Annotated in this window: 26 protein-coding genes; 8 read left to right on the top strand and 18 right to left on the bottom strand. The window is 65.6% G+C overall.

The annotated features are described in order from the left end of the window. Positions 1–34 precede the first annotated feature (34 nt). From hisI to RAM80_RS19195, 8 genes are all read left to right on the top strand, one after another. The gene (hisI, locus tag RAM80_RS19230; protein ID WP_416422036.1) at positions 35–436 is read left to right on the top strand and encodes a phosphoribosyl-AMP cyclohydrolase; all 402 of its coding nucleotides are present in this window, start codon (positions 35–37) and stop codon (positions 434–436) included. Beyond that, on the top strand, positions 429–767 hold the full coding sequence (locus tag RAM80_RS19225; protein WP_416422035.1) for a phosphoribosyl-ATP diphosphatase: 339 nt from the start codon (positions 429–431) through the stop codon (positions 765–767). Before hisI ends, RAM80_RS19225 begins: the two co-directional genes overlap by 8 nt. 23 nt (positions 768–790) lie before the next feature. Beyond that, entirely contained in the window at positions 791–1,057 is a 267-nt protein-coding gene (locus RAM80_RS19220; RefSeq protein ID WP_416422034.1) for a twin-arginine translocase TatA/TatE family subunit, read from the top strand. 4 nt (positions 1,058–1,061) lie between these two features. After that, positions 1,062–1,487: a Sec-independent protein translocase protein TatB gene (gene tatB, locus RAM80_RS19215; RefSeq protein WP_416422033.1), complete on the top strand. Its 426-nt coding sequence runs from the start codon at positions 1,062–1,064 to the stop codon at positions 1,485–1,487. Then, positions 1,484–2,272, top strand: a complete 789-nt coding sequence (gene tatC, locus RAM80_RS19210) for a twin-arginine translocase subunit TatC (protein WP_416422032.1) — start codon at positions 1,484–1,486, stop codon at positions 2,270–2,272. Before tatB ends, tatC begins: the two co-directional genes overlap by 4 nt. Continuing rightward, positions 2,269–2,976 (top strand): 16S rRNA (uracil(1498)-N(3))-methyltransferase, encoded by a 708-nt coding sequence (locus RAM80_RS19205; RefSeq protein ID WP_416422031.1) that lies wholly within the window; start codon positions 2,269–2,271, stop codon positions 2,974–2,976. The genes tatC and RAM80_RS19205 overlap by 4 nt, the downstream gene beginning before the upstream one ends. Before the next feature lie 186 nt (positions 2,977–3,162). Next, entirely contained in the window at positions 3,163–4,743 is a 1,581-nt protein-coding gene (locus RAM80_RS19200) for a methyl-accepting chemotaxis protein (RefSeq protein ID WP_416422030.1), read from the top strand. A gap of 382 nt (positions 4,744–5,125) precedes the next feature. After that, positions 5,126–5,368, top strand: a complete 243-nt coding sequence (locus RAM80_RS19195) for a DUF3077 domain-containing protein (protein WP_416422029.1) — start codon at positions 5,126–5,128, stop codon at positions 5,366–5,368. A 319-nt stretch (positions 5,369–5,687) separates the two neighbouring features. On the opposite strand, the gene RAM80_RS19190 is transcribed toward RAM80_RS19195, so the two are convergent. The 18 genes from RAM80_RS19190 to RAM80_RS19105 form a co-directional block, all read right to left on the bottom strand. Further along, positions 5,688–6,422, bottom strand: a complete 735-nt coding sequence (locus RAM80_RS19190; RefSeq protein ID WP_416427525.1) for an amino acid ABC transporter ATP-binding protein — start codon at positions 6,420–6,422, stop codon at positions 5,688–5,690. Then, positions 6,415–7,377, bottom strand: a complete 963-nt coding sequence (locus tag RAM80_RS19185; RefSeq protein ID WP_416422028.1) for an ABC transporter permease subunit — start codon at positions 7,375–7,377, stop codon at positions 6,415–6,417. Before RAM80_RS19185 ends, RAM80_RS19190 begins: the two co-directional genes overlap by 8 nt. Before the next feature lie 69 nt (positions 7,378–7,446). After that, positions 7,447–8,244: a transporter substrate-binding domain-containing protein gene (locus RAM80_RS19180; RefSeq protein ID WP_416422027.1), complete on the bottom strand. Its 798-nt coding sequence runs from the start codon at positions 8,242–8,244 to the stop codon at positions 7,447–7,449. 222 nt (positions 8,245–8,466) lie between these two features. Continuing rightward, on the bottom strand, positions 8,467–11,046 hold the full coding sequence (gene mdoH, locus RAM80_RS19175) for a glucans biosynthesis glucosyltransferase MdoH (RefSeq protein ID WP_416422026.1): 2,580 nt from the start codon (positions 11,044–11,046) through the stop codon (positions 8,467–8,469). Next, the gene (locus tag RAM80_RS19170; protein ID WP_416422025.1) at positions 11,039–12,772 is read right to left on the bottom strand and encodes a glucan biosynthesis protein G; all 1,734 of its coding nucleotides are present in this window, start codon (positions 12,770–12,772) and stop codon (positions 11,039–11,041) included. Before RAM80_RS19170 ends, mdoH begins: the two co-directional genes overlap by 8 nt. 266 nt (positions 12,773–13,038) lie before the next feature. After that, the gene (gene dtd / locus RAM80_RS19165; protein ID WP_416422024.1) at positions 13,039–13,476 is read right to left on the bottom strand and encodes a D-aminoacyl-tRNA deacylase; all 438 of its coding nucleotides are present in this window, start codon (positions 13,474–13,476) and stop codon (positions 13,039–13,041) included. Beyond that, positions 13,473–14,444, bottom strand: a complete 972-nt coding sequence (gene pip, locus RAM80_RS19160; protein ID WP_416422023.1) for a prolyl aminopeptidase — start codon at positions 14,442–14,444, stop codon at positions 13,473–13,475. The genes dtd and pip overlap by 4 nt, the downstream gene beginning before the upstream one ends. 155 nt (positions 14,445–14,599) lie before the next feature. Next, complete coding sequence (locus RAM80_RS19155) at positions 14,600–15,733, bottom strand: hypothetical protein (protein WP_416422022.1); 1,134 nt, start codon at positions 15,731–15,733, stop codon at positions 14,600–14,602. Between the two features lie 218 nt (positions 15,734–15,951). Next, positions 15,952–16,749 carry an N-formylglutamate deformylase gene (gene hutG / locus RAM80_RS19150; protein ID WP_416422021.1) on the bottom strand — a complete coding sequence of 266 codons (798 nt, stop codon included), beginning with the start codon at positions 16,747–16,749 and terminating at the stop codon, positions 15,952–15,954. Further along, a complete protein-coding gene (gene hutI, locus RAM80_RS19145) occupies positions 16,742–17,956 on the bottom strand; it encodes an imidazolonepropionase (protein ID WP_416422020.1) in 1,215 nt (404 codons plus the stop codon). Before hutI ends, hutG begins: the two co-directional genes overlap by 8 nt. Then, the gene (gene hutH / locus RAM80_RS19140; protein ID WP_416422019.1) at positions 17,956–19,491 is read right to left on the bottom strand and encodes a histidine ammonia-lyase; all 1,536 of its coding nucleotides are present in this window, start codon (positions 19,489–19,491) and stop codon (positions 17,956–17,958) included. The genes hutI and hutH overlap by 1 nt, the downstream gene beginning before the upstream one ends. Positions 19,492–19,503: 12 nt before the next feature. Further along, the gene (locus RAM80_RS19135) at positions 19,504–20,313 is read right to left on the bottom strand and encodes a quaternary amine ABC transporter ATP-binding protein (protein WP_416422018.1); all 810 of its coding nucleotides are present in this window, start codon (positions 20,311–20,313) and stop codon (positions 19,504–19,506) included. Further along, positions 20,310–21,161: an ABC transporter permease gene (locus tag RAM80_RS19130; RefSeq protein ID WP_416422017.1), complete on the bottom strand. Its 852-nt coding sequence runs from the start codon at positions 21,159–21,161 to the stop codon at positions 20,310–20,312. The genes RAM80_RS19135 and RAM80_RS19130 overlap by 4 nt, the downstream gene beginning before the upstream one ends. 16 nt (positions 21,162–21,177) lie before the next feature. After that, positions 21,178–22,644, bottom strand: coding sequence for a purine-cytosine permease family protein (locus RAM80_RS19125; protein WP_416422016.1), 1,467 nt, complete (start codon positions 22,642–22,644; stop codon positions 21,178–21,180). 27 nt (positions 22,645–22,671) lie between these two features. Continuing rightward, on the bottom strand, positions 22,672–23,463 hold the full coding sequence (locus tag RAM80_RS19120; protein ID WP_027979857.1) for an ATP-binding cassette domain-containing protein: 792 nt from the start codon (positions 23,461–23,463) through the stop codon (positions 22,672–22,674). Positions 23,464–23,480: 17 nt separating this feature from the next. Then, positions 23,481–24,218: an ABC transporter permease gene (locus tag RAM80_RS19115; RefSeq protein WP_416422015.1), complete on the bottom strand. Its 738-nt coding sequence runs from the start codon at positions 24,216–24,218 to the stop codon at positions 23,481–23,483. 14 nt (positions 24,219–24,232) lie between these two features. Next, complete coding sequence (locus tag RAM80_RS19110; protein WP_416422014.1) at positions 24,233–24,955, bottom strand: ABC transporter permease; 723 nt, start codon at positions 24,953–24,955, stop codon at positions 24,233–24,235. Positions 24,956–25,019: 64 nt separating this feature from the next. After that, complete coding sequence (locus RAM80_RS19105) at positions 25,020–25,877, bottom strand: transporter substrate-binding domain-containing protein (protein WP_416422013.1); 858 nt, start codon at positions 25,875–25,877, stop codon at positions 25,020–25,022. Positions 25,878–26,017: the final 140 nt, after the last annotated feature.

The following is a 26,017-nucleotide window of genomic DNA, read 5'->3' as shown; positions in this document are numbered from 1 at the left end:
TTCGAGCTGATCGAACTCGTTGTCGGAGTCAAAAATGAAAGACTGGCTGGACGAGATCAACTGGAACAGCGACGGCCTTGTCCCGGCCATCGCCCAGGATCACAAGACCGGGCGCGTGCTGATGATGGCCTGGATGAACCGCGAGGCGCTGGCCCTGACCGCCGCCGAGAACCGCGCCATCTACTGGTCGCGCTCGCGCGGCAAGCTGTGGCGCAAGGGCGAGGACTCAGGCCACGTGCAGCACCTGCACGAAATGCGCCTGGACTGCGACGCCGACGTGATTATCCTGATGGTTGAACAAGTGGGCGACATTGCCTGCCATACTGGTCGTCAGAGCTGCTTCTACCGCGTCTACGAGAACGGCGGCTGGCAAACCGTCGACCCCGTGCTCAAGGACCCGAAAGCCATCTACCAGCCAGGACACTCCCATGACTGACAGCACCCTGACCCGGCTCGCCGAGGTACTGGAGTCGCGCAAAGGCGCCGAGCCAGACAGCTCGTACGTCGCAAGCCTGTACCACAAGGGCCTGAACAAGATTCTGGAAAAGGTCGGCGAAGAGTCGGTCGAGACCATCATCGCCGCCAAGGATGCCGCCGTCAGCGGAGATTACAGCGATGTCATCTATGAAACCGCCGATCTGTGGTTCCATAGCCTGGTCATGCTGGCTGCGCTGGGGCAACACCCGCAGGCCGTCCTGGATGAACTGGACCGCCGCTTCGGGCTTTCCGGCCACGCCGAAAAAGCCGCCCGCCAGCCTTCTGCATAACGTATCGAACGAGGAATTACCCCATGGGTCTCTTTGACTGGAAACACTGGATTGTCATCCTGATTGTCGTGGTACTGGTGTTCGGTACCAAGAAACTGAAAAACCTGGGCACCGACGTCGGCGAGTCCATCAAGGGCTTCCGCAAGGCCATGAACGACGACGAAAAGCCCGCCGACCAGCCGGTGCCACCTGCCCAGCCAGTGCACCCGCAGGCCACCTCGCCCCTGAGCCAGCCGCACACCATCGATGCCACGGCCCAGAAAGTCGAAGACCCCATCAGGAAAGACTGAAGTCATGTTCGGGATCAGCTTCAGCGAATTGCTTCTGGTGGGCCTGGTGGCCCTGCTGGTGCTCGGCCCCGAGCGCCTGCCGGGCGCCGCCCGCACCGCCGGCCTGTGGGTAGGCCGGCTCAAGCGCAGCTTCAATGCCATCAAGGCGGAAGTGGAACGTGAAATCGGCGCCGACGAGATTCGCCGGCAGCTGCACAACGAGCACATCCTCTCGCTGGAACAGGAAGCGAAGAAGATCCTCAACCCGCTTGCGCAGCCACCGGTCGCCCAACCTCAACAGGTCCAAACGCCTCCTCCCGTAGGAGCCGACCTTGGTCGCGATGAACACGCCGCAAATCCCGCCCCGGCCGCTACCCAAACGTCGCCCGAGCAAGTCCCCGGCGCCCACACGCCGCCTCACGATCCGACCCAGCCGCCGCGAGCCCCATGAGCGAAATTCCCGAAAACGACCAGCCCATGCCGCTGGTCTCGCACCTCACCGAGCTGCGAACCCGCCTGCTGCGCTGCGTAGCGGCGATCTTCGTCATCTTCGCCGCGCTGTTCGCCTTCACCCAGCAGATCTACACCTTCGTGTCGGTGCCGCTGCGCGAATACCTGCCGGCAGGCGCGACCATGATCGCCACCGACGTGTCGTCGCCGTTCCTGACGCCGCTGAAGCTGACCATGATGGTCTCGCTGTTCCTGGCCATCCCGGTCATCCTGCACCAGATCTGGGGCTTCATCGCGCCCGGCCTGTACAAGCATGAGAAGCGCGTGGCAGTGCCGCTGCTGATCTCCAGCATCCTGCTGTTCTACTGCGGCATGGCCTTCGCGTATTTCCTGGTGTTCCCGCTGATCTTCAAGTTCTTCGCCTCGGCCACCCCGGCCGGCGTGCAGATGATGACCGACATCACCAGCTACCTCGACTTCGTCATGACCCTGTTCTTCGCCTTCGGCGTGGCCTTCGAGATCCCCGTGGCCGTGGTGCTGCTGGTGTGGATCGGCGTGGTCGACGTCAAGCAGCTGAAGAAGATGCGCCCGTACGTGATCATTGGCTGCTTCGTGGTCGGCATGCTGCTGACCCCGCCGGACATCTTCTCGCAGACCCTGCTGGCCGTGCCCATGTGGATGCTGTTCGAGATCGGCGTGCTGTTCGGCGGCCTGGTCAGCAAGCGCGGCGACCATGAAGAAGACGCCAGCGACCACAACGACCAGCCGCCAGCGACCCAGGCGTGAACCTGCTGTTGCTCGAGGAGGCCGATTTCATCGCGGCCGACCGGGTGGTCCTGCGCGACCGCCGCCTGAAGCACATGCAGGAAGTACACGGCGTGGCCGTGGGCGACAGCCTGCGCGTGGGCCGCATCAACGGCCTGATGGGCCGCGCCGAGGTGCTGCGCCTCGAAGCCCGCGAAGCCGAGCTGCAGGTTGTGCTGGACCAGCCGCCGCCGGCCAAGCTGCCGTTGACCCTGGTGCTGGCCCTGCCGCGGCCGAAAATGCTCCGGCGGGTATTCCAGACCGTAGCCACCATGGGCGTGGCCAAGGTCATCCTGGTGAACAGCTACCGGGTGGAGAAAAGCTTCTGGCAGACGCCCTTCCTGCAGCCCGACGCCATTCGCGAGAACCTGGTGCTGGGCCTGGAGCAGGCGCGTGACACCGTGCTGCCGGAAATCATCATCGAGAAGCGCTTCAAGCCCTTCGTCGAAGACCGCCTGCCGGCCATCGCCGACGGCACCCTGGGCCTGGTCGGCCACCCCGGCGATCACCCGCCCTGCCCCCGCGGCCTGAGCGAGCCGGTGACCCTGGCAATCGGCCCGGAAGGCGGCTGGATTCCCTACGAGGTCGAGCTGCTGGGCAAGGCGGGCCTGAACCCGGTGCAACTGGGCGAGCGCATCCTGCGCGTCGAGACTGCCGTCACCGCGCTGCTGGCGCGTTTGTTCTAGCGCGATTTTGTGGGAGCTGGCTTGCCAGCGAGCTTTTGAGCTGTCCTCCAAAAGCTCACTGGCAAGCCAGCTCCCACAAATGCCCGTAAAAGTCCGATCCACGGTATTACAGATCCTAGGCACAGGGCCGATACAGAGGCACGCTAATGGCAAAACGCCCTGTCTGCTCGCTAGGAGTGCAAGCGCATGTATCGTTGGATGCAATACCACCTCGGGCACATCGGTGTGCAACGCAAGTTGATGCTGGGCTTCGGCCTGGTGCTGGCCATGACCCTGCTCACCTTCACCGCCGGCTGGAACGGCCTGGGCGCGCTGATCGAGCGCGGCAACAAGCTCAACAGCATTGCCACGGTCAGTGACCTGACCCGCGACCTGCGCATTGCCCGCCTGAGCGTGGCGAACGAGAACGGCAGCATCGAAGGCGTGCTGGCGGTGCTGGGCAAGCTCGACACGCAGCTGGCCAGCGCCCACGCGCTGCTTACCTCCCCCGAGGATGTGGAACGGCTGGAGCGGCAGATCAGCGCCACCCGCGACTACCGCCAGACCGTCACCGAACTGGACCAGGCGCGCAAGGCCAACGACCCGCAACGCGACACCGCGCCGCTGTTCAAGCGCCTGGCCGATGACGGCAGCGTGCTGCTGGACATGAGCGCCGAGCTGACCCGCTCGCAAACCGCCAAGCGCGACACCGACGCCACCAGCGCCAGGCAATGGCTGGCGGGCAGCGCGCTCATGGCCCTGGTGTTCAGCGTGCTGGCCGGTTTCGCCATCACCCGCCAGGTGGTGCGCCCGCTGCACGCCACCCTGAAAATCATGGATGAGGTGGCCGCCGGCGACCTCACCCACGCCCACACCGTGGACCGCAGCGACGAACTGGGCCAGCTGCAGAACAGCCTGCAGCGCATGACCGTGGGCCTGCGTACCCTGATCGCCGGGATCAGCGACGGCGTCACCCAGCTGGCCAGCGCCGCCGAGGAGCTGTCGGCGGTCACCGAGCAGACCAGCGCCGGCGTCACCAGCCAGAAAGTCGAGACCGACCAGGTGGCCACCGCCATGAACCAGATGGCCGCCACCGTGCAGGAGGTGGCACGCAACGCCGAACAGGCCAGCGAGGCCGCCGTGGCCGCCGACCAGCAGGCCCGCGAGGGCGACCGGGTGGTGAGCGAGGCCATCGAGCAGATCGAGCGCCTGGCGGCCGAGGTGGGCCACTCCACCGAGGCCATGGGCCACCTCAAGCGCGAAAGCGACAAGATTGGCGGCGTGCTGGACGTGATCAAGTCCGTGGCCCAGCAGACCAACCTGCTGGCCCTCAACGCCGCCATCGAGGCCGCCCGTGCAGGCGAGGCAGGCCGTGGCTTCGCCGTGGTGGCCGACGAGGTGCGCAGCCTGGCCCAGCGCACGCAGAAATCCACCGAAGAGATCGAGCAACTGATCGCCGGCCTGCAAAGCGGCACCCAGCAAGTCGCCACCGTGATGGACAACAGCCGCAGCCTCACCGACAGCAGCGTCGAACTGACCCGCCGCGCCGGCAACTCGCTGGAAAACATCACCCGCACGGTATCGACCATCCAGAACATGAACCAGCAGATCGCCGCGGCAGCCGAGCAGCAAAGCGCGGTGGCCGAAGAGATCAACCGTAGCGTGTTAAATGTGCGGGATGTCTCGGACCAGACCTCGGCGGCCAGTGAAGAGACGGCAGCGTCGAGCATCGAGCTGGCGCGGTTGGGCACCCACCTCCAAGGCCTGGTAGGCCGCTTCCGAGTCTAACCCCGTAGCAGCTGCCGAAGGCTGCGTCTGGGGCCTGCGCGTGGGCCATGGACGCCGCCTGACGGCAGCCGCTACGGGGTGGGCGTCCTACAAGGTAACGGCAATTTCGGAAACGTCTGACTTGAGGTCGTGGGGTGCCAGGGATAGGCTCCCCGGGTCGCTGAACACAGCGATCAGGTGTGCAAGCCTGCGGTACCCTTTGCGACTGCTGTAGAATGCTGTCGGCGTCCTGCTACGCCTTCAGAAAACTATGGCGGCCGGCGCAGGAGGACTTCGGTCCTGCTGGGGTCGAAGGGTACCCAGTCTTGCACACCTGTGTTCGGCCGCCACCCAATGCGTGCAAGCGTTGGCGGCGGCTTAAATACCCTTCGGAGTTTTTTGAATGCTTACAGAACCCACTACTTTCGGCCCCCAAGACCGCAACGGCGTACCGCTGTTCACCGTCAGCGAAGACCTGCACCCCGACGACGCCCTCACCCACGCCTCCCTGCTGCTCGGCTACGCCGGCGCCGTGGCCTACGAAATCGCCGACAGCGACACCCTGGGCGACAAGCGCCTGGCACGCGCCATCATCCCGCTGATCGATGCCGCCAAGGCGCTGGTGGATGCCACAACCCTCACATGACACGACGGCGTCTGTAGCCGCTGCCGCCAGGCTGCGCTGGCCCCTGGGTACGCTGCATATTTGCTGCGCAAGTTAGAACCCGCGCAGCCTTCGGCAGCGGCTACAGGGAATCTGCGTGCGCCGCGGACGCCGCCTGGCGGCAGCTGCTACGGGGTGGGCGTCCTACAAGGTTACGGCAATTTCGGAAACGTCCGACTTGAGGTCGTGGGATGCCAGGGATAGGCACCCCGTAGCAGCTGCCGAAGGCTGCGTCCGGGGCATCCGCGGTGCCTGCTGACGCCGCCTGGCGGCAGCTGCTACGGAAGGTGCGTACTTATGCTTACAGCACCTGGCGCAGGAACGCCTGAGCGCGGGGGTCGCGGGGGTTGGCGAAGAATTGCTCGGGGGGCGAGTCTTCCAGCAGTTTGCCGTGGTCGAAGAACAACACGCGGTGCGCCACTTCGCGGGCGAAGCCCATTTCGTGGGTGACGCAGATCATGGTCATGCCTTCCAGCGCCAGGGTCTTCATCACGTCCAGCACTTCGCCGACCATTTCCGGGTCCAGGGCCGAGGTGGGCTCGTCGAACAGCATCACCTTGGGGTCCATGGCCAAGGCACGGGCGATGGCCACGCGCTGTTGCTGGCCGCCCGACAGGCGCGAAGGGAATTCGTTGGCCTTCTGGCCGATGCCCACCTTGTCCAGCAGCATGCGCGCCTTTTCCTCGCGCTCCTTCTTGCTGCGCTTGCGCACGATCTTCTGCGCCAGGCACAGGTTCTCAAGCACGGTCATGTGCGGGAACAGGTTGAAGTGCTGGAACACCATGCCCACTTCGCGGCGGTAGGCGTTGATGTCGGTTTTCGGGTCGGCCAGGGACAGGCCGTCGATGCTCACGGTACCGGCGTCGAACTGCTCCAGGCCGTTCAGGCAGCGCAGGAAGGTGGACTTGCCCGAGCCCGAAGGCCCCACCACCACCAGCACTTCGCCCTTGGCCACCTGCGTGGTCACGTGGTCCACCGCGCGCACCACGTGGCCACGGGTGTCGAAGACTTTCACCAGATCACGAACTTCAATCACTTTGTGCAAGCCTCCGCTCAAGCCGGCTGGCAAAGTGCGACAGCGGCAGGTTGATCAGCAAATACAGGGCCGCCACGCAGAACCAGATCTCGAACGTGGAGAACGAGGTGGTGATGGCTTCGCGGCCGGCCTTGGTCAGTTCGGTGATGGAGATCACCGACACCAGCGAGGTGTCCTTGACCAGGCTGATGAACTGCCCGGCCAGGGGCGGCAGCACGCGCTTGAACGCCTGCGGCAAAATCACATGGCGCATCGACTGGCCAGCGCTCAGGCCCAGCGAACGGGCCGCCTCGCCCTGGCCCCGGGCGATGGACTGCACGCCGGCACGGACAATCTCGGCCACGTAGGCGCCGGTGAACAGCGCCAACGCCGCCACGCCGGCGAACTCGCGCGACAGGTTGAGCACGGTGCCAATGAAGAAGTAGAAGATGAACAGCTGCACCAGCAGCGGCGTGCCGCGCACCAGTTCGACGTACACCGTGGACAGGTCGCGCAGGGTGGGGTTGCCGGACAGGCGGCACAACCCGGCGACCAGGCCGATGAACAGGCCGATCACCCCTGACACCACCGAGATCCACACCGTGGCCCACAGGCCCCAGGCCAGCGGCCCTGCGGCCCAGTGGCGGGTGACGCCTACCGGGTCACCTTCGGAGATATCGTCGCCCTGGGACACTCTCACGCTGTCCTGGGCCACGGTCAGCACCTGCTGGTCGCCGTCCTCGTCCTTGAGCGTCACCCGGGTCATGCTGCCCTGGGCGTCGATGGCCTCGACCGTGCCGTTGCCAGTGGCGCGCTGCACGTCTTCGGCCTGGTAGGCGAAGTACTGCGGCACGCGGCTCCAGCGCCACTCGTAGGAAATCAGCGAAGTCGCGTAAAACAGGGTGACAGCCAGGCCCACCAGGACCAGCGCCGTCAGCCCGTGCCAGGGCCACTGGGCTTTCTTGTGTTTGATCACTACTGCCTTTCCGTAAATGCGAACGCGCGGGCAAGCCCGCGCGCTGGTGTCAGACAAGGACGACTGGGGTTATTCCATGTCCTTGAGCCACGTGGTGCTCTTGAACCACTTGTCGTGAATGCGATCGTAGGACCCGTCTTCGTGGGCCTGGCGCAGGAAGTTGTTGATGAAGTTCAGGCTGTCGTAGTCGCCCTTCTTCAGGCCGAAGGCCAGCGGCTCGTAGGTGAACGGCTTCTCCAGGTACACCAGCTTGCCGTTGCCGGCCTTGTCGACGGCCACCACGTTGTAGGGCGAGTCGTAGACGAAGGCGTCGGCCTTGCCGTTGACCACGTCCATCACCGCTTCCTGCTCGTTGTCATAGCCGTGGTACTGGGCCTTGGACATCAGCTTGCGCGAGACCATCTCTCCGGTGGTGCCGACCTTGGAGGTCAGGCGGTACTGGGGATCGTTCAGGTCTTTGTAGGACTTGATGGTGCCTTGCAGCTCCTTGCGGATCAGCAGGGTCTGGCCGACCACGATGAAGGGGTCGCTGAAGTTGATGCGCAGGTTGCGTTCCTGGGTCAGGGTCAGGCCGCTGCCGATCAGGTCGAACTTGTCGGTCATCAGCGCCGGGATGATGCCGTCGAGGCTGGTGGACACCAGCTCCAGCTTCACGCCCATGGACTTGGCCATGGCCTTGAGCAGGTCGACTTCGAAGCCGATGATCTCGCCGCGCTTGTCGGTCATCTCGAATGGCATGTAGGTAGGGTCCATGCCCACCCGCAGCGTGCCGCGCTTGACCGCGTCATCGATGGCGCCCGCCTGGGCGGAACCCACTGCGCCCAGCGCCATGACGCCCAGCAGCAGCATCGACAGATACTTCTTCATCACCAAGTCCCCTAACTAACGCGTTGCAACGTGCTCGCGCGTGTCAATTCAGGGCGCCGCACATCGGGGGCGCACCATTTCGGGGTGCGATCCTAACGTACTCGTCTGGTAGTACAAGTGCTGAAGAGGGATTTAATGCGCAAAGGTCGACAGAAAGTGACCGTTGGCAGTGTTTCCAGAGGTTTCCAGCGGCCCCGGGCAGTGCGCCCGGGGCCTTTGGAATCACGCGTTGGCCAGGGCTGGCGGCGTGGATGAGTGCGGTTGCAGCGGCAGCAGCGGCGAATGCGGGTCCGCTTCCAGCGACTGGCGCCAGGCGCCGAGCCAGGCATCGTTGCCTTCGCTCCAAACCAGTGCATGCAGGCGTGCCAGCGCCACCGGGTCGCTGAGCAGGTGCAGGCGGGTGTTGCCGTCCAGCTTCAGCGGGCCGACGCTGAGCGCCTTGCGAATACGCTCCTCGCGCAGCGATTCGATCGGCGCCACCGAACGGTGCCGGGCAGTGGCCAGGGCGCAAGCCAGGGCGTTCTGCTGCGGGTCCACCACGGCGCGGATGAAGCCATCCTTCAGCGCGTGCCAGCGGTTTTCATGGGTGTACTGGTCGGTGGAGATCAGCTCCTGCGGCGTGTCGTATTCCTCGGGGATGAGGAACAGCTTCTCGTCGCGGGCGCTGAGGCCCAGGTTGGTGCGGCTGGAGATCACCGACACCGGGATCGACAGCATCAACGAACCGACGATAGGCGTCAGCCACCACAGGAAGCTTGGGTTCAGCCAGCACACCAGCAGCGCCCACAGGAAGCCCAGCAGGGTCTGCGGGCCGTGGCGGCGCACGGCTTCGCTCCATGGAGTGGAGTCGTCGTCACGCTGCGGCGAGTTCCAGGTAGCGGCCCAGCCCAGGAACGCGGCCAGCACGAACCGGGTGTGGAACAGCATGCGCACCGGCGCCAGCAGCATGGAGAACAGCATCTCCAGCAGCATCGAGATAGTGACCTTGATGCGGCCGCCGTACTCTTTGGCGCCCTTGGCCCAGATCAGGATGATACTCAGCAGCTTGGGCAGGAACAGCAGCACGATGGTGGTGGAGAACAGCGCCACGGCTTTTTCCGGGTGCCATTGTGGCCACAGCGGGTACAGCTGCCGCGGTTCCAGGAAGTACGCCGGCTCCATCAGCGTGTTCACCGCCAGCAGCGCGGTGGACAGCACCAGGAAGAAGAACCACAGCGGCGCCGACAGGTACGACATCACGCCCGTCAGGAACACCGCGCGGTGCACCGGGTGCATGCCCTTCACCAGGAACAGGCGGAAGTTCATCAGGTTGCCGTGGCACCAGCGACGGTCGCGCTTGAGCTCGTCGAGCAGGTTGGGCGGCAGTTCTTCGTAGCTGCCCGGCAGGTCGTAGGCAATCCACACGCCCCAGCCGGCACGGCGCATCAGCGCGGCTTCGACGAAGTCGTGGGACAGGATGGCGCCGGCGAAGGCGCCCTTGCCCGGCAACGGCGCCAGCGCGCAGTGCTCGATGAACGGCTTCATGCGAATGATCGCGTTGTGGCCCCAGTAGTGCGACTCGCCCAGCTGCCAGAAGTGCAGGCCGGCGGTGAACAGCGGGCCGTACACGCGGGTGGCGAACTGCTGCATGCGCGCATACAGGGTGTCCATGCCCGACGCCTTCGGCGCGGTCTGGATGATACCGGCGTCCGGGGTGGCCTCCATCAGGCGCACCAGGCTGGTCAGGCATTCGCCGCTCATGACGCTGTCGGCGTCCAGCACCACCATGTAGCGGTAGTCGCTGCCCCAGCGACGGCAGAAGTCGTCGAGGTTGCCGCTTTTACGCTTAACGCGGCGGCGACGGCGGCGGTAGAAGATCTTGCCGAAGCCCTTGGCCTCGCGGCACACGTCCAGCCACGCCTGTTGCTCGGCCACGGCGATGTCGGTGTCGTTGGTGTCCGACAGCACGAAGAAGTCGAAACGGTCCAGGTCACCGGTGGCGGCTACCGATTCAAAGGTAGCGCGCAGGCCGGCGAACACCCGCGGCACGTCTTCGTTGCAGATAGGCATCACCAGCGCGGTGCGGGCACCGGGCTCGATCGGCTCGTTGCCGGCGCTGGCGCCGGAGATGCGGTACTTGTCGCGCCCGGTCAGCAGTTCCAGGAAGCCCATCAGGGCAGTCCAGAAGCCCGCCGACACCCAGCAGAACAGGATGCCGAACAGAATCAGGATGCTGGTCTGCAGCACGTACGGCAGCACTTGCTGCGCGGTCTGCGCCACGGACTGGTGCAGCACCTCGTCCAGGTCCACGAACGACCAGCCCTGGTAGGGCAGGATGCCTTTCATGTAGTAACCGGCGACGACGGTCTGGCCCAGCATCAGCACCAGCAGGATGTAGCGGCGCATGGAGCCCACCCAGCGCCAGCGCGCCTTGGGCAGCTCGCGCTTGTCGCTGACCGGTTCCGGCGCGCTCTTCTGGCCGGTGACCCGGCGCCACATGCGCACCAGTACGTTGGTGCGCCAAGGCTCCGGGACCACCCGCGTGCGGTTGATCGGCGGCGTGGCCTTGAGCTTCACGCGGCCGTCGGCGTCGACCGAGAGCATCTCGGCCTCTTCCAGTTCAGCGGCGCTGTTGAGGGTCAACCGACGGCCGACCGAGGCCTGGGCGGCCTCGCGCGACTCGTCCGCCGGCTGCGCGGAGAGGTATTCATGCAGCTCGCTGAACGAGTTGCAGCGGGCAAGTTCTGCGCGCTGCTCCTCGCTCAGGGGCAGGTGGGCCAGGTACTCGCCGAGCGACTCTGGCCGGGTCTGTGAATTACTCATCGGAAGGCAACTGGTAGCTCCAGGTTTCGGTCAGTACCTGATCGGGCTTGACCGGCTCCTCGGGGGTGGGCGCAGCCGGGGCAGGCTGCTCGGCAGGCTTGTCGGCCTTGGCATGCTTGGCGTTGGCCTTGGCGTGCTTGGCGGCAGGCTTCTCTTCCTTCACAGGCTCAGCCGGCTTGGCGGGCGGCAGTGGTGCGTCCTTGACCAGTGCGGCGCGCATCTCGACCGACTGTTTAGGATCCTTGACCTTCAGGCGCAGCGTCAGGCGCCAGCCTTTGGTTTCCGGGTTGTAGCGCAGGTTGTTCTCGACCAGGTCGGCGTTGTCGCCAACGCTCACCTGGCTGCGCACCTGGGCGTCTTCCGGCAGGGCGGCGAGCACCGGGCCGGTGAAGTCGATCAGGAAGGCCACGCTGCCGTCAGGCTGGCGGATCAGGTTGGACTGCTTGACGTCGCCGGTGGAACGCAGGGTCTGCTTGACCCAGGCGGTTTCAGGCGAGTGCAGCTGGTCTTCGTTGGAGGTCCAGACCAGGCGGTAGTCGTGGTCCAGGGCCTGGCCTGGCTCCGGCAGTTTTTCCGGGTTCCAGAAAGCAACGATGTTGTCGTTGGTTTCGTCGGCAGTCGGGATCTCGACCAGGTCGACGGTGCCCTTGCCCCAGTCGCCCTTCGGCTCTACCCAGGCGCTTGGGCGCTTGTCGTAGCGGTCGTCGAGGTCTTCGTAGCGGCCGAATTCACGACCACGCTGCAGCAGGCCGAAACCTTTCGGGTTCTCGACGGTGAAGCTGCTCACGGCCAGGTGTTTCGGGTTGTTCAGCGGGCGCCAGATCCACTCGTCGTTGCCGGCATGGATCGACAGGCCAGTGGAATCGTGCAGCTCGTGACGGTAGTTGAGCACCTTGGACGGCTGGTTGGAGCCGAACAGGAACATGCTGGTCAGCGGGGCGATGCCCAGGCGGCTGACGTGGTCACGCAGGAACACCTTGGACTTGACGTCGACGACGGTGTCTTCACCCGGGCGCAGGGTCAGCTTGTAGGCGCCGGTGGAGCGTGGCGAGTCCAGCAGGGCGTAGATCACCAGGAACTTGTCGGCCGGGTTCGGCTTCTCCACCCAGAACTCGGTGAAGCGCGGGAACTCCTCGCCCGACGGCAGCGCGGTGTCGATGGCCAGGCCACGGGCCGACAGGCCGTAGGTGTGACCCTTGCCGACGACGCGGAAGTAGCTGGCACCCAGCAGGGTCATGACTTCGTCCTGCTTGTCCGCCTTGTTCAGCGGGTACAGCACGCGGAAACCGGCGTAGCCCAGTTTCTCGGTGGACTTTGGATCGAACTTCAGGTCACCGAAATCGAAACGGGCCGGGTCATATTTGATTTCCTCGACCTTGTCGTTGGCGATTTCGTTGATTTTCACCGGCGTGTCGAAGTGCATGCCCTGGTGGTAGAACGAGAGCTTGAAGGGGGTCTTGTCGTTCGCCCACTCGGCTTTCTCGTTCAGGAAACGAATTTTCTGGTAGTCAGCGAACTTCATGTCCCGGAATTCGGCAGGCAGATTGCTTTTGGGTGCCTCGAATTTCTGCCCGGCAAGATCCTTTGCCTTGGCTGCCACGTCATCCAGGCCAAAGGCCCAGATCTGGCCCGCGCTCAGCAGGCAGAGGAGTGCAGACCCCGTCAACAGCGCGGTGCGTAGGCGCTTGCCTGGGGTTCTTGGTGCATTACAGGGACTAACAATCACGAGCAACCCTCGCCGAAAAACAAATCAAAGAACCAACGGCCAGCGGTCATGTGCCGGGTTGGCGAGCATTGTTCCGACTCCGAAAGGGCGCAATGATTCCCCAGACGGCAAAGACCAAGGCTCAGGTCGGAACAAAATGGATCAACGAACGCTGATCGTCATGGCGCGAGATTATCCAGCAGCCCGCGTTACAACGCATCAGGGTTGGTAAACTTTTTATGCTACAAACTCACCGAAATTCGCGCAAATGAACGTTTTACCGCCACTTATGACTGTAACAGGAACGTAACCGGGCCATCGTTGACCAGGTGCACCTGCATGTCGGCGCCAAAACGGCCACACGCCACGCCTTCGTGCTGCACCCGTGCCTGCGCCAGCAGGTACTCATACAGCTCGGCGCCCAGTGCTGGCGGCGCCGCGGTGGAGAAGCTGGGGCGCATGCCGCTGCGCGTGTCCGCCGCCAGGGTGAACTGCGACACCAGCAGCAGGCCACCCCCCACGTCCTTGAGCGACAGGTTCATCTTGCCCTGCGTATCGGAAAACACTCGATAGTTAAGCAGCTTGTGCAGAAGTTTGTCGGCGCTGGCGCGGGTATCTTCAGGTTCCACCGCCACCAGCACCATCAGGCCCTGGTCGATGGCCCCCACGACCTCCCCCTCGACTTCTACCCGCGCGCTGCTGACGCGCTGCAGCAGCCCCTTCACGCTTCCTCCAGGGGCAGGTCCAGCAAACGCCGGGCCATCTGGTCACAGGCGCGCACCAGGGCGTCGGTGATGCCTGGCTCGGACGCGGCGTGGCCGGCGTCGCGGATCACCTGCAGCTCGCTGTTGGGCCAGGCCTGGTGCAGCGCCCAGGCATTGTCCAGCGGGCAGATGACGTCGTAGCGGCCATGCACGATCACCGCCGGCAGATGGGCGATCTTCGGCACGTCGCGGATCAGCTGGTCAGGCTCCATGAAGGCGTTGTTCATGAAGTAGTGGCATTCGATGCGGGCGATGGACAGCGCCCGCTGCGGCTCGGAGAAGCGGTCCACCACCAGCGGATTGGGGCGCAGGGTGGCGGTGCGGCCTTCCCAGGTGGACCAGGCCTTGGCGGCGTGCATCTGGGCGATCTGGTCGTTGCCGGTCAGGCGCTTGTGGAACGCGCCGAGCAGGTCATGGCGCTCGTCGGCCGGTATCGGCGCCACGTAGTCCTGCCAGTAGTCGGGGAACATGCGGCTGGCGCCTTCCTGGTAGAACCACTGGATCTCCTTGGGGCGGCACAGGAAGATGCCCCGCAGGATCAGGCCGTGCACGCGTTCGGGGTGGGTTTGCGCGTAGGCCAGCGCCAGGGTTGAGCCCCAGGAGCCACCGAACAGCACCCACTTGTCGATGCCCAGGTGTTCACGGATGCGTTCCATGTCGGCCACCAGGTCCCAGGTGGTGTTGTTCTCCAGGCTGGCATGGGGGGTGGAACGGCCACAGCCACGCTGGTCGAACGTGACAATTCGATACAGGTTCGGGTCGAAATAGCAGCGGCTCTGGGCATCACAGCCGGCACCGGGGCCGCCATGGATGAACAGCACCGGCAGGCCTTCGGGCGAACCACTCTCGTCTACATACAGCACATGCGGCTCTTGCACGGCCAGATCGTGCCGGGCGTAGGGTTTGATCTGCGGGTACAAAGTCTGCATTGCACGCTCCGTAAGGGTGTTGGGTCATCCCTGCTGGGACTTCTGTCATAAGTGCCGTCAGGCATCATAAACCCGAATCGCTTACAGATCATGCCCCCATGGCGTCGAGGGGCATTCCCCCCCTCCATGCGCGGCGCAAACGATGGGCGGGGTGTTCAGCGCTCCAGGCGGTAGCTGCCGCCCGGGAAGCCTTCGTGCAGGGCGTCCTCCAGTACGTCGTAGAGCGCGTTGGCCTGTTCCACCGGCAGTGGCTGGGTGGCGTCGCGCAGGGTGATGCGCAGCAGCAGGTTTTCCTGGCCGGGTACCAGGCCCAGTTGCTCGATGGCCGCCTGGGGCAGCTCGCTGATGGGCCAGCGGCCCCGCAGGGTGATTTCCTCGACCCAGCTGGCGCAGGCGCCGGCGGCCTGCAGGATGCGCTCGGTGAGCACCTCCAGGCTATGGCCGGCCGCCATGGCCACCGAGACTTCCCGGGTGATGGCCGGCAAGCGCGGCAGCGGTCGCCAGGGCAGCAGGTCGTGCATCTGCGCCGCCGCGCGCTCATCGGGGTCGCGCAGCAGGCGAATGTCGGGAATTCCCTTGCACAGCATGGTCAGCCGGTCCAGGCCCACGCTCAGCGCCAGGCCGCCGTGGCGCGCCGGGTCGATACCCAGGTGCTCGAGCAGGGAGCGGGCGATGCAGCCGCCGGCCATGACCTCGATAGCCCTGTCGTCCCTGATCACGTTTATCTCCACGCCGCGGTCGGTGTAGGCGCTTGGGCGCTCGCGGTGCAGCCACCGCGCGCCGGAAATCGTGCCCTCGAGGATGTCGCCGACCAGCCGCATCAGTTGCTGGCGGCTGGACAGCTGCGGCCCGCCCAGCACCCAGACGTCCATCTGGTGCGGCTCGGTGCAGTGCCAGCGGTCGCGCACGTCGCGCCGGAAGGTGATGCCGGGGGCGGCCAGCAGCAGGGTTTCACCGGGCCAGCGCTTGGCCGCGGCAGCGCGCAGGGCGGGCGGCAGCAGGCAACTGGTGTGGGTGCGCAGCAGTTTCTGGCTGTCTACCCAGCGCGCCTGTTCGCTGTCGAGGATCAACGCTTCGCGGCTGTAGCCCAACAGCCCGTAGTTGTCCTGGGGCGATACCACCTTGGGCCCGCGCAGGGGCGTCGCGGCTGGCCAGCCGCGGTGCTGCAGGCGCTTGAGCACCAGCTCCGCGGTCATGCCCACGGCGTGGGCTTCGAACGGGTCGGTCAGGTCCGGCGTGAGCAGGGCCTGTTCCAGCTGCTGCGGTGTGATGTAGCGATTGCCGGCCATGCCAGTACCCCAGTTCCATTTGCGAAGAATGCGGGGGCCAACGTACCGGGGGTGGCGGCGCGGCTCAATGCGAAACCGCGCCGGGGGTGTATTTTCAGAATTGGACTACGGATGCGTCCTACAGGAGCGCTCTTCATGGCTGTGGGAGCTGGCTTGCCAGCGAGCTTTCAGGGCCTCAACAGCTCGCTGGCAAGCCAGCTCCCACAATTGGCGCGGGGTCAGCGAGGGTAGCGCTGAGAAGCCCAAGAGATGAGTTCGCTCAACAACGCTTTCAGCACTACCTGCGTCGGCGCCGCCAGGTCTTCGCGGTAGTTGAACGGCTCGAACTCCTCCATGTAGGTGCTCTGTGCCAGCTCCAGCTGCACCGCATGGATGTGGTTGGCCGGGTCGCCGAAGTGGCGGGTGATGTGGCCGCCCTTGAAGCGCCCGTTGAGCACGTGGCTGTAGCCGTCGAACCCTGCGCATACGCCTTCCAGGCGCCGGGCCAGTGCCGGGTCGCAGCTGGCGCCATTGAAGGTGCCCAGGTTGAAGTCCGGCAGGCGGCCGTCGAACAGGTGCGGCACCTGGGAGCGGATGGAATGCGCGTCCCACAGCAGCGCGTAGCCGAACTCGTCGCGCAGGCGCGCCAGTTCCTGCTCGATGGTGCGGTGGTACGGCACCCAGATTTCCTGCAGATACCGTGCGCGCTCGGCGTCCGAAGGCCGCTCATGGAACAGCGGCACGCCATCGAACAGCGTCTCCGGGTACAGGCCGGTGGTGGCGCCGGCGTACAGCGGCTTGTTGTCCGAAGGCCGGTTGAGGTCGATGACGAAGCGCGAATACTCGGCCGCGACGACGCTGGCGCCCAGCTCGTCGGCAAAATCGTACAGGCGCGGGATGTGCCAGTCGGTGTCGGGCAGGCTTTGCGCCTCGTCGATCAGGCCGCTTTTCACCGCCGGGGTCAGGCGCAGGCCGGCATGGGGCATGCTGATCAGCAGCGGCACGCGGCCGCGCTTGAAGGTCAGGACGTTATCCACGGTGCAATTCTCCAACAGTGACTTCCACGCCGTGACGCACGACGCGTTTGTTCAATTCGCCGCCCAGCCAGTAGGCCAGGTCGGCCGGGCGCTCGATGTCCCAGGCGACGAAGTCGGCGACCTTGCCCACCTCCAGCGAGCCGTGGCTCGCGCCCAGGCCCAGGGCCTTGGCGGCATGCAGGGTGGCGCCGGCCAGGGCTTCCTCGGGGGTCATGCGGAACAGGGTGCAGGCCATGTTCAGCATCAGCCGCACCGACAACGCCGGCGAGGTGCCGGGGTTGAGGTCGCTGGCAATGGCGATGGCCACGCCGTGCTTGCGCAGGGCGTCCATGGGCGGCAGCTGGGTCTCGCGCAGGAAGTAGAACGCGCCCGGCAGCAGCACCGCCACGGTGCCGGCGGCGGCCATGGCCTGGCAGTCGTCCTCGGTCATGAACTCCAGGTGGTCGGCCGACAGCGCCTGGTAGCGTGCCGCCAGGCTGGAACCATGCAGCGACGACAGTTGCTCGGCGTGCAGCTTCACCGGGATGCCCAGCTCGCGGGCCTTGAGGAAGACCTTTTCCACCTGCGCCGGCGAGAACGCCAGGTATTCGCAGAAGGCGTCCACGGCGTCCACCAGGCCTTCGGCCGCCAGCGCCGGCAGCATCTCGTCGCAGATGTGCGCGATGTAGTCGTCGGCGCGGTCCTTGTATTCGGGTGGCAGCGCGTGGGCGGCCAGGCAGGTGGCACGCACGCTCACCGGCAGCGCCTCGCCCAGGCGGCGTATCACCCGCAGCATCTTGCGCTCGCTGGCCAGGTCCAGGCCGTAGCCGCTCTTGATCTCCACCGTGGTCACGCCGTCGCGCAGCAGGCTGGCCAGGCGCTTGCGGGCGCTGGCGAACAGCTCGTCCTCGCTGGCGGCGCGGGTGGCCCGCACGGTGCTGGCGATGCCGCCGCCGGCCGCGGCAATCTCGGCGTAGCTGACGCCCTGCAGGCGCTGTTCGAACTCACCGCTGCGGTTGCCGCCGAACACCGTGTGGGTGTGGCAGTCGATCAGCCCCGGGGTCACCCAGGCACCGCCCAGGTCCACGCCCTGCCCTGCCGGCGCCTCGCTGCGCGGGCCGATCCATTCAATGAGGCCGTCGGCGGTAACGATGGCGGCGTCTTCGATGATCGAGTATTTGCCGTGGGCCATGGTCGCCACATGGCAGTGCTGCCACAGGGTTTTCATCACAGAGTCTCCTGGAACAATTCGGGGAAGGTGCGGCCCAGCAGGGCCGGGTCCTTGAGAATGGCGGCGCTGGCGGCGATGTCCGGCGCCAGCCAGCGGTCCTGGTCGTAGGGCGGGATGCGCTCGCGCAGCAGGCGCCAGGCGGTGTCGGTGCCGGCGCCGAAGCGCTGGTCCTTGAGGAATTCGAAGGCCTGGGCGGCCAGCAGGTACTCGATGGCGAGGATCTGCGTGCAGTTCTCCAGCGCCCGGTGCAGCTTGAGCGAGGCGTTGGTGCCCATGCTCAGGTGGTCTTCCTGCAGGCCCGAGGTCACGTAGTTATCCACAACCGCCGGCTGCGCCAGTTGGCGGTTCTCAGCGCACAGCGAAGCGGCGACGTATTGCACGATCATCATCCCCGAGTTCACCCCCGGCTGGCTGACCAGGAACGCCGGCAGCCCGCTGACCAGCGGGTTGATCATGCGGTCCAGGCGGCGCTCGGCGATGGCGCCGATCTCGGCCACGGTGATCGCCAGCACGTCGGCGGCCATGGCCACCGACTGCCCGTGGGGGTTGGCCTGGGACATCACCCGATAGTCGTCAGGGGTGCCCAGCAGCAGCGGGTTGTCGGTGGCCGAGTTGAGCTCGATCTCGATCTGCCGCGCCGCGTGCGCCAGCTGGTCACGGGAGGCGCCGTGTACCTGGGGAATGGAGCGAATGCTCAGGGCGTCCTGGGTGCGGATGCCGCGGCTGCTGGCGATCACCTCGCTATCGGCCAGCAGCCAGCGCAGGTTTCTCGCCACTACCTGCATGCCGGGGTGCGGCTTGAGGCTGATGATGGCCGGGTCGAAGGCGTCGATCTGCCCGCGCAGGGCCTCGAAACTCATGGCGCCGATCACGTCGGCCCAGCCGGTCAGGCGCCAGGCGTCGTCCAGGGCCAGGCAGCTGAGGCCGGTCATGCACGGCGTGCCGTTGACCAGGCACAGGCCGTCCTTGGCGCCGAGGATCACCGGCTGCAGGCCTTCGGCGGCGAACGCCTGGGCGGCGTCGACGGTCTGCCCGCGGTAACTGACCGGGCCGATGCCCAGCAAGCCCACGCCGATGTGCGCCATGTGCGTCAGGTAGCCCACCGAGCCCTGGGACGGCACCTGCGGGGTAATACCACGGTTGAGCAGCGCCAGCAGCGCTTCCACCACCTGGCGGTGCAGGCCGGACTTGCCCTGGCAGAAGTTGATGATGGCCGCACAGATAATCGCCCGGGTCTGTTCGTCGGTCAGCGGCTTGCCCACCCCGCAGGCGTGGCTGAGCAGGGTATTGCGCGACAGCTGGCTGAGCTGCTCGTCCTGCAGCGACACGTTGCACAGCGCGCCCAGCCCGGTGTTCACGCCATAGGCGCGCTCACCACTCTCGACGATGCGCTGGACGATGGCTTGGGCGTTATCGATACGCGCCCAGGCCTGGGGCGACAGCTCCAGGCGGGCGCCAAAGCGCGCCACGGCGACCACATCCTGCCAACGCAAGCGTGCATCGGCGATTACGACGTTTTCGGCCAACAACATCTACAACGCTCCTTAATAAGTGGCCACCCGGCGGCGAACGAAACGGTCCACGTAGTCGTCGGCCGGGTGATGAAGAATGTCCTGCGCGGCGCCGACCTGAATCAGGCGGCCGTCGCGCAGGATGGCAATGCGGTTGCCCAGCCGGACGGCTTCGTCCAGGTCGTGGGTGATGAACACGATGGTCTTGTGCAGGCCTTGCTGCAGCGCTAGCAACTGGTCCTGCATTTCGGCGCGAATCAGCGGGTCGAGGGCGCTGAAGGCCTCGTCCATGAGGATGATCGGCGTGTCGGCCGCCAGCGCCCGCGCCAGGCCGACGCGCTGGCGCATGCCGCCCGACAGCTGCGCCGGCCAGGCGTGTTCGTAGCCCTGCAGGCCCACCGCGGCTATCCAGTGGGCGGCACGCTCGGCGCATTGCTGGCGGCTTTCGCCCCGCACTTTCAGGCCATAGGCGACGTTTTCCAGCACCGTGCGGTGGGGCAGCAGGCCGAAGCTTTGAAACACCATGCTGACCTGGTGCCGGCGAAATTCGCGCAGGGCGCGGCGGTCGTAGCCGAGGATGTCCTGGCCATCGACCAGAATCTGCCCGCTGGTAGGATCGATCAGCCGGTTCAGGTGGCGCACCAGGGTCGACTTGCCCGAGCCGGACAGGCCCATGATCACGAAGATCTCGCCCGCCTCCACGGTCAGCGACAGGTCGTCGACGCCGATCACGCAGCCGGTGGCCGCCAGTATCTGCTCCTTGCTGGCGCCCTCGGCGCGCAGGGCCAGCGCCCGCTCGGGTTTCACCCCGAACACCTTGGACACGTTGCGCACCTCGATCATGGCCGCACCTCGTGGCGCGGGCGGCCGTAGGCCTGGGTGATGCGGTCGATCACCACCGCGAGGATGACGATGGCCAGCCCGGCTTCCAGGCCCAGGCCGATGTTCAGGGTCTGGATGCCCACCAGCACGTCCTCGCCCAGCCCGCGGGCGCCGATCATCGAGGCGATCACCACCATCGACAGCGCCATCATGGTGGTCTGGTTGACCCCGGCCATGATGCTGGGCATGGCCAGCGGCAACTGCACCCCGAACAACTGCTGCCAGCGGCTGGCGCCGAAGGCGTTGACCGCCTCCATCACCTCGCGGTCCACCTGGCGGATGCCCAGGCTGGTCAGGCGCACCAGCGGCGGCACGGCGTAGATCACCGTGGCGAAGATCGCCGGCACCTTGCCCAGGCCGAACAGCATCAGTACCGGGATCAGGTACACGAAGCTGGGCAGCGTCTGCATGATGTCCAGCAGCGGCATCAGCACCGCGCGCAGGCGCTTGCTGCGCGCGGCCAGCACACCCAGGGGAATGCCGATCAGCACCGAGATCAGCGTGGCCACCAGCATCAGCGCCAGGGTTTGCAGCAGTTTGTCCCACAGCCCCACGGCCCCCACCAGAAACAGCAGCGCCATGATCACCAGCGCACTGAACACCCTGCGCGTGGCGTGCAGGGCAATGCCCCCGACAATCAGCAGCAGCAACCACCAGGGCAGCAGGCGCAGGCCGCTTTCCAGGCGCACGATCAGCCACAGCAGCGAATCGGACACCTGCCGGAACAGATCGCCGTAGCGGGTCACCAGGGCGTCGACGCCACGGTTGACCCAGTCGGCAACGGAGAAGGTCAGGGTATCGGGGAACATGGGCGGCTCTCACACGTCAGAAGGTCCCCTGAGGTATAGCCTTCCCTGCTGCCGCCGTGGCCACGGGCTGCTCGTCCGGCAGGATCAGGCGGTCGGGCACCGCGCCGTGCCAGCGCTTGGCAACCAGGTAGTACAGCACCGCCGGCACCACCAGGCCGATGATCCAGGAAATGTCGGTGTCGCCCAGGCTGGCCACCAGCGGGCCGGTGTAGAAGTGGGTGGAGATGAAGGGCATCTGGATCACCACGCCGACCACGTAGATGCTGATGCCGGGAATGTTCCAGCGGCCGTAGCGGCCATCGGGGTTGGACAGCGCCGGGATGTCGTAGCGCTCTTTGGTGATGCAGTAGAAGTCCACCAGGTTGATGGCGCTCCAGGGCGTGAAGAACGCCAGCAGGAACAGGATGAAGGCCGAGAAGTCCTTGAGGAACGAGTCCTTGCCCAGCACCGCCAGCAGCGTCGCCGTGCCCACCATCAGGAAGATGTAGGTCAGGCGCAGGGCGCTGGAGATATGGCGGTTGCCGCGGAAGCCACTGATGATGGTGGCAATGGACATGAAGCTGCCGTAGGCATTGAGGGTGGTGACGGTGACCTTGCCGAACGCCACGCTGAAGTACAGCAGCGCGGCGACCGCGCCGGTGCCGCCCAGGCCGACGATGAACGACACTTCGTGGTGGGCGAACTGCGCGCCGGCCAGGGCGGCGGCGAACACCCCGAACACCATGGACGCCTGCGCACCGATCACCGCGCCCAGGCCCACGGCCCAGAAGGTGCCGGCCACCGAGGTCTTGCTCGGCAGGTAGCGCGAGTAGTCCGCCACGTACGGGCCGAAGGCGATCTGCCAGGACGCCGACAGGGAAATCGCCAGCAGGAAGCTGCTCAGGGAGAAGTGCTTGTTGCCCAGCAGCGCACCGACGTCATTGCCGGCCAGCAGGCGGTAGAACAGGTACATGAAGGCGATAACACCGAGCACGCTGGCGACGCGGCCGATCATGTGGATAACCCGGTAGCCGAAGATGGTCAGCACCACGATCAGGGCGGCGAAGATGACGATGCCCTGCCAGTCATCCACCTGCAGCAGCTGGGCGATGGCCTGGCCGGCCAGCAGCGAACCGCTGGCCGAGAAGCCGATGTACATCAGGCACACCAGCACCAGCGGGATCACCGCGCCGTAGACGCCGAACTGTACGCGGCTGGAGATCATCTGCGGCAGGCCCAGGCGCGGGCCTTGCGCGGCGTGCAGGGCCATCACCCCGCCACCCAGCAGCTGGCCGACGAACAGCCCCACCAGCGACCAGAACACGTCGCCGCCCAGTACCACGGCCAGGGCGCCGGTGACGATGGCGGTGATCTGCAGGTTGGCACCCAGCCACAGGGTGAACTGGCTGAATAACCGACCGTGACGCTCGGATTCAGGAATGTAGTCAATTGAGCGTTTTTCGATCAATGGCGTGCTTGCAGCACGGTCAACTGAATCAGCCATACAACGACCCTCAAAAAATGGTGGCGATTACTCGGCGTTACGCTGCTGATGGCTGGACACGAACTGGCGGAAACGCTCGGTCGGCAGGCCTTCGAACAATTCGGCGGGGGTGCCCTGGCAGTCGATCTGGCCGCCCTGCATGAACACCACGCGGTTGGATACATGGCGGGCGAAGCCCATCTCGTGGGTGACCACCAGCATGGTGCGGCCCTCTTCGGCCAGCGAGCGCATCACCCGCAGCACCTCGCCCACCAGCTCCGGGTCGAGCGCCGAGGTGGGTTCGTCGAACAGCATCACCTGGGGGTTCATGGCCAGCGCGCGGGCGATGGCCACGCGCTGCTGCTGGCCGCCCGACAGGTGCGCCGGGTAGTAGTCGCGGCGCTCGTACAGGCCCACCTTGTGCAGCAGTTGCTCGGCCTCTTCCACGCATTCGGCGCGCGAGCGCTTGAGCACGCGCATCGGGCCTTCGATGACGTTCTGCAGCACGGTCATGTGCGACCACAGGTTGAAGCTCTGGAACACCATGCCCAGCTTGCTGCGCATGGCTTCCACCTGGCGGCGGTTGCCCGGCAGCAGGCGGCCGTCGCGGTGGCGCTTCATCTCGATGGCCTCGCCGTCGAGGACAATGCTGCCCTCGTCCGGGGTTTCCAGCAGGTTGATGCAGCGCAGGAAGGTGCTTTTGCCCGAACCGCTGGCGCCGAGGATGGAGATGACGTCGCCCTTGTGCGCGTCCAGGGAAATGCCCTTGAGCACCTGGGTTGCACCGAAGGCCTTGTGAATATTGGCGACCGACAGGGCGGTCTGGAATTGAGTACTCATGACAAGCTCCGCTGCAATCAGGAATGGGTAGAGGCTTCAGGCGCAGGCACCACGGGCTGGCCCTGGGGCCGCTCGCGCAGGTGCGGCGACAGCCGATGCTCGATCCAGGCCACGGCCCGCACCACCAGGAAATTCAGCACCAGGTAGATCAGCGCCGCGCAGATGAACACTTCCATGGTGCGGTAGGTGCGCTGGATGATCTGCTGGGCCACGCCGGTCACGTCCCACACGGTGACCAGGCTGGCCAGGGCGGTGGACTTCACCAGCAGGATGGCCTCGGTGGAGTACGCGGGCAGCGCCTGGCGCAGGGTGACCGGGCCGATTACCCGGTACAGCAGGGTCCAGCGGTTCATGCCCACGGCCTGGCCGGCCTCGATCTGGCCGTGGGGCACGCTTTGCAGGCCGCCACGGATGATTTCCGCGGTGTAGCCGGCGGTGCACATGGCCAGCGACACCACGGCGCAGCCGTAGGGCGACTTCAGCACCACCCACAGGAAACTGTCGCGAATGGCCGGGAACTGGCCCAGGCCGTAGTAGATGAGGAACATCTGGATCAGCAGCGGCGTGCCGCGGAACAGCATGATGTAGAAGCGCGCCGGGTAGCTCAGGAACCACCAGCGGCTGACGCGCATGGACACCACGCCCAGGGACAGGATCAGCCCCAGCAGCAGGGAGGAGAAAAACAGCGTCAGCGTGGTGGGCAGCGCGCCCAGCAGCTTGAGCATGGTGTCGGCGAGAAAGGCAAAGTCGATCATCACGGTTCCCCTTCTCAGGACTGGGCCGGGTTGCGGCGCTGGGTGCGCTGCACGCGGTTTTCGGCAATGTTGAACAGGCGCCCCGACAGGCCGGTGAGGATCAGGTAGCAGGCCCCGCCGACGATGTAGAAGGTGAAGTACTGGCGGGTGGAGCCGGCGGCTACCTGGCTGGCGCGCATCAGCTCGACCAGGCCGATCACCGAGATCAGCGCCGAGTCCTTGAGGCTCATCTGCCAGACGTTGCCCAGGCCCGGCAGCGCGTAGCGCCAGATCTGCGGGATCAGCACGCGGCGAATGCGCATGCCGCGGGTCATGCCGATGGCCAGCGCCGCTTCCAGTTCGCCCTTGGCCACGGCGATGAAGGCGCCACGGTAGACCTCGGCCTGGTACGACGCGGAGATCAGGCCCACGGCAATGGCGCCCACCAGGAACGGCGGCACGTCGACGTAGCCCTGGCCACCGAACCAGTGATTGATGGCCGACACCACGCTGGCGCCGCCGAAGTAGAACAGGTAGATCACCAGCAGTTCAGGAATCCCTCTGAACAGGATCGAGTAGGCATCGCCCAGGTAGCGCACACTGCGCTGGCGCGAGAGTTTCGCCGCCGCCACCAGGCTGCCCACCAGGGCGCCGATCAGCAACGCCGCCAGGGTCAACAGCAGGGTCATGGCCGCCGCCTTGAGCAAGGCCATGCCCCAACCGGTGTCACCGAAGCTGAGCATCTGCAAGAGATTCATGAGGTTTTTCCCACCACTTCAATCATTGAACACCCGGCGCCCGCAGGCGCCGGCCCCGCCACGCTTACGACTTGGGCGTAAGGTCGAGCTTGAACCACTTCTCGCTGAGCTTTTTCACCGTGCCGTCGGCCAGGGCCTCTTTCAGCGCGGCGTCGAACTTGGCCTTCAGGTCCGCATCGGCCTGGCGGAAGCCCAGGGCCTCGCCTTCGCCCCAGATAGGGCCGCCGATCTGCGGGCCGGTGTAGGCCAGGTTCTTGTTCTCGTCCTTGGCCTTCAGCGAGTCGAGGAAGGTCACGTCGTCGAACGCCACGTCGATGCGCCCGGCCTGCAGGTCGAGAATGGTGTCGGCCGAGGCGTTGTATTCGCGGATGGTGGCGACGTCCTTGAAGTGGTCGTCGATGAAGGGGGTGTAGATGGTCCCCGAGGCGATGCCGATGGTCTTGCCCTTGAGGGCCTTGCGCAGGCCTTCGATGGCTTCGCCGATCTGCTTCTCGTCGGTGCCCAGGGTAATTTCGTTGGCCGGCCCCGGCTTGCCAGGCAGCACGTTGGCGTCCAGGGCGACGAAGCTTGCCGGGGTACGTGCGTAGGGAATGGAGAAGGCCATGACCTTCTTGCGGTCTTCGGTGATGACCACGGCGTCCATCAGCACGTCGAACTTGCCGGCGTTGAGGCTGGCGATCATGCCGTCCCAGTTCTGCACCGAAATGTTGCAGGTAAGCTTCATGCGCTGGCAGAGGATCTCCATCAGCTCGGGCTCGAAGCCGCTGATCTTGCCGCCAGGCAGGGTAACGTTCCAGGGCTCGTAGGAGCCTTCGGTCGCGATGTTGACCGAGGTCCACTCCTTGGCCTGCGCCAGCGGCAAGCCCGCCAGCAGTACTGCACCCAGGGCCAATGAACCCAACAAGCTGAATTTCTGCGCCATCGTTAACCTTCCTGCAAAGTCGAATGAGAGAAAGTGTTACTAGCCCGCACCAGGCAATCACCTATGCTTGTACATACAAGCAAATTGGAAGCCAATCTCAGGATTGTGGGAGCTGGCTTGCCAGCGAGCTTTTGGTTGCC

Origin of the sequence: Pseudomonas sp. App30 (assembly GCF_047947025.1) — a bacterium.
Classification (GTDB): Bacteria; Pseudomonadota; Gammaproteobacteria; order Pseudomonadales; family Pseudomonadaceae; genus Aquipseudomonas.
The sequence above is the reverse complement of the archived record's forward strand: the minus strand, read 5'-3'. Positions and strand labels throughout refer to the sequence as shown.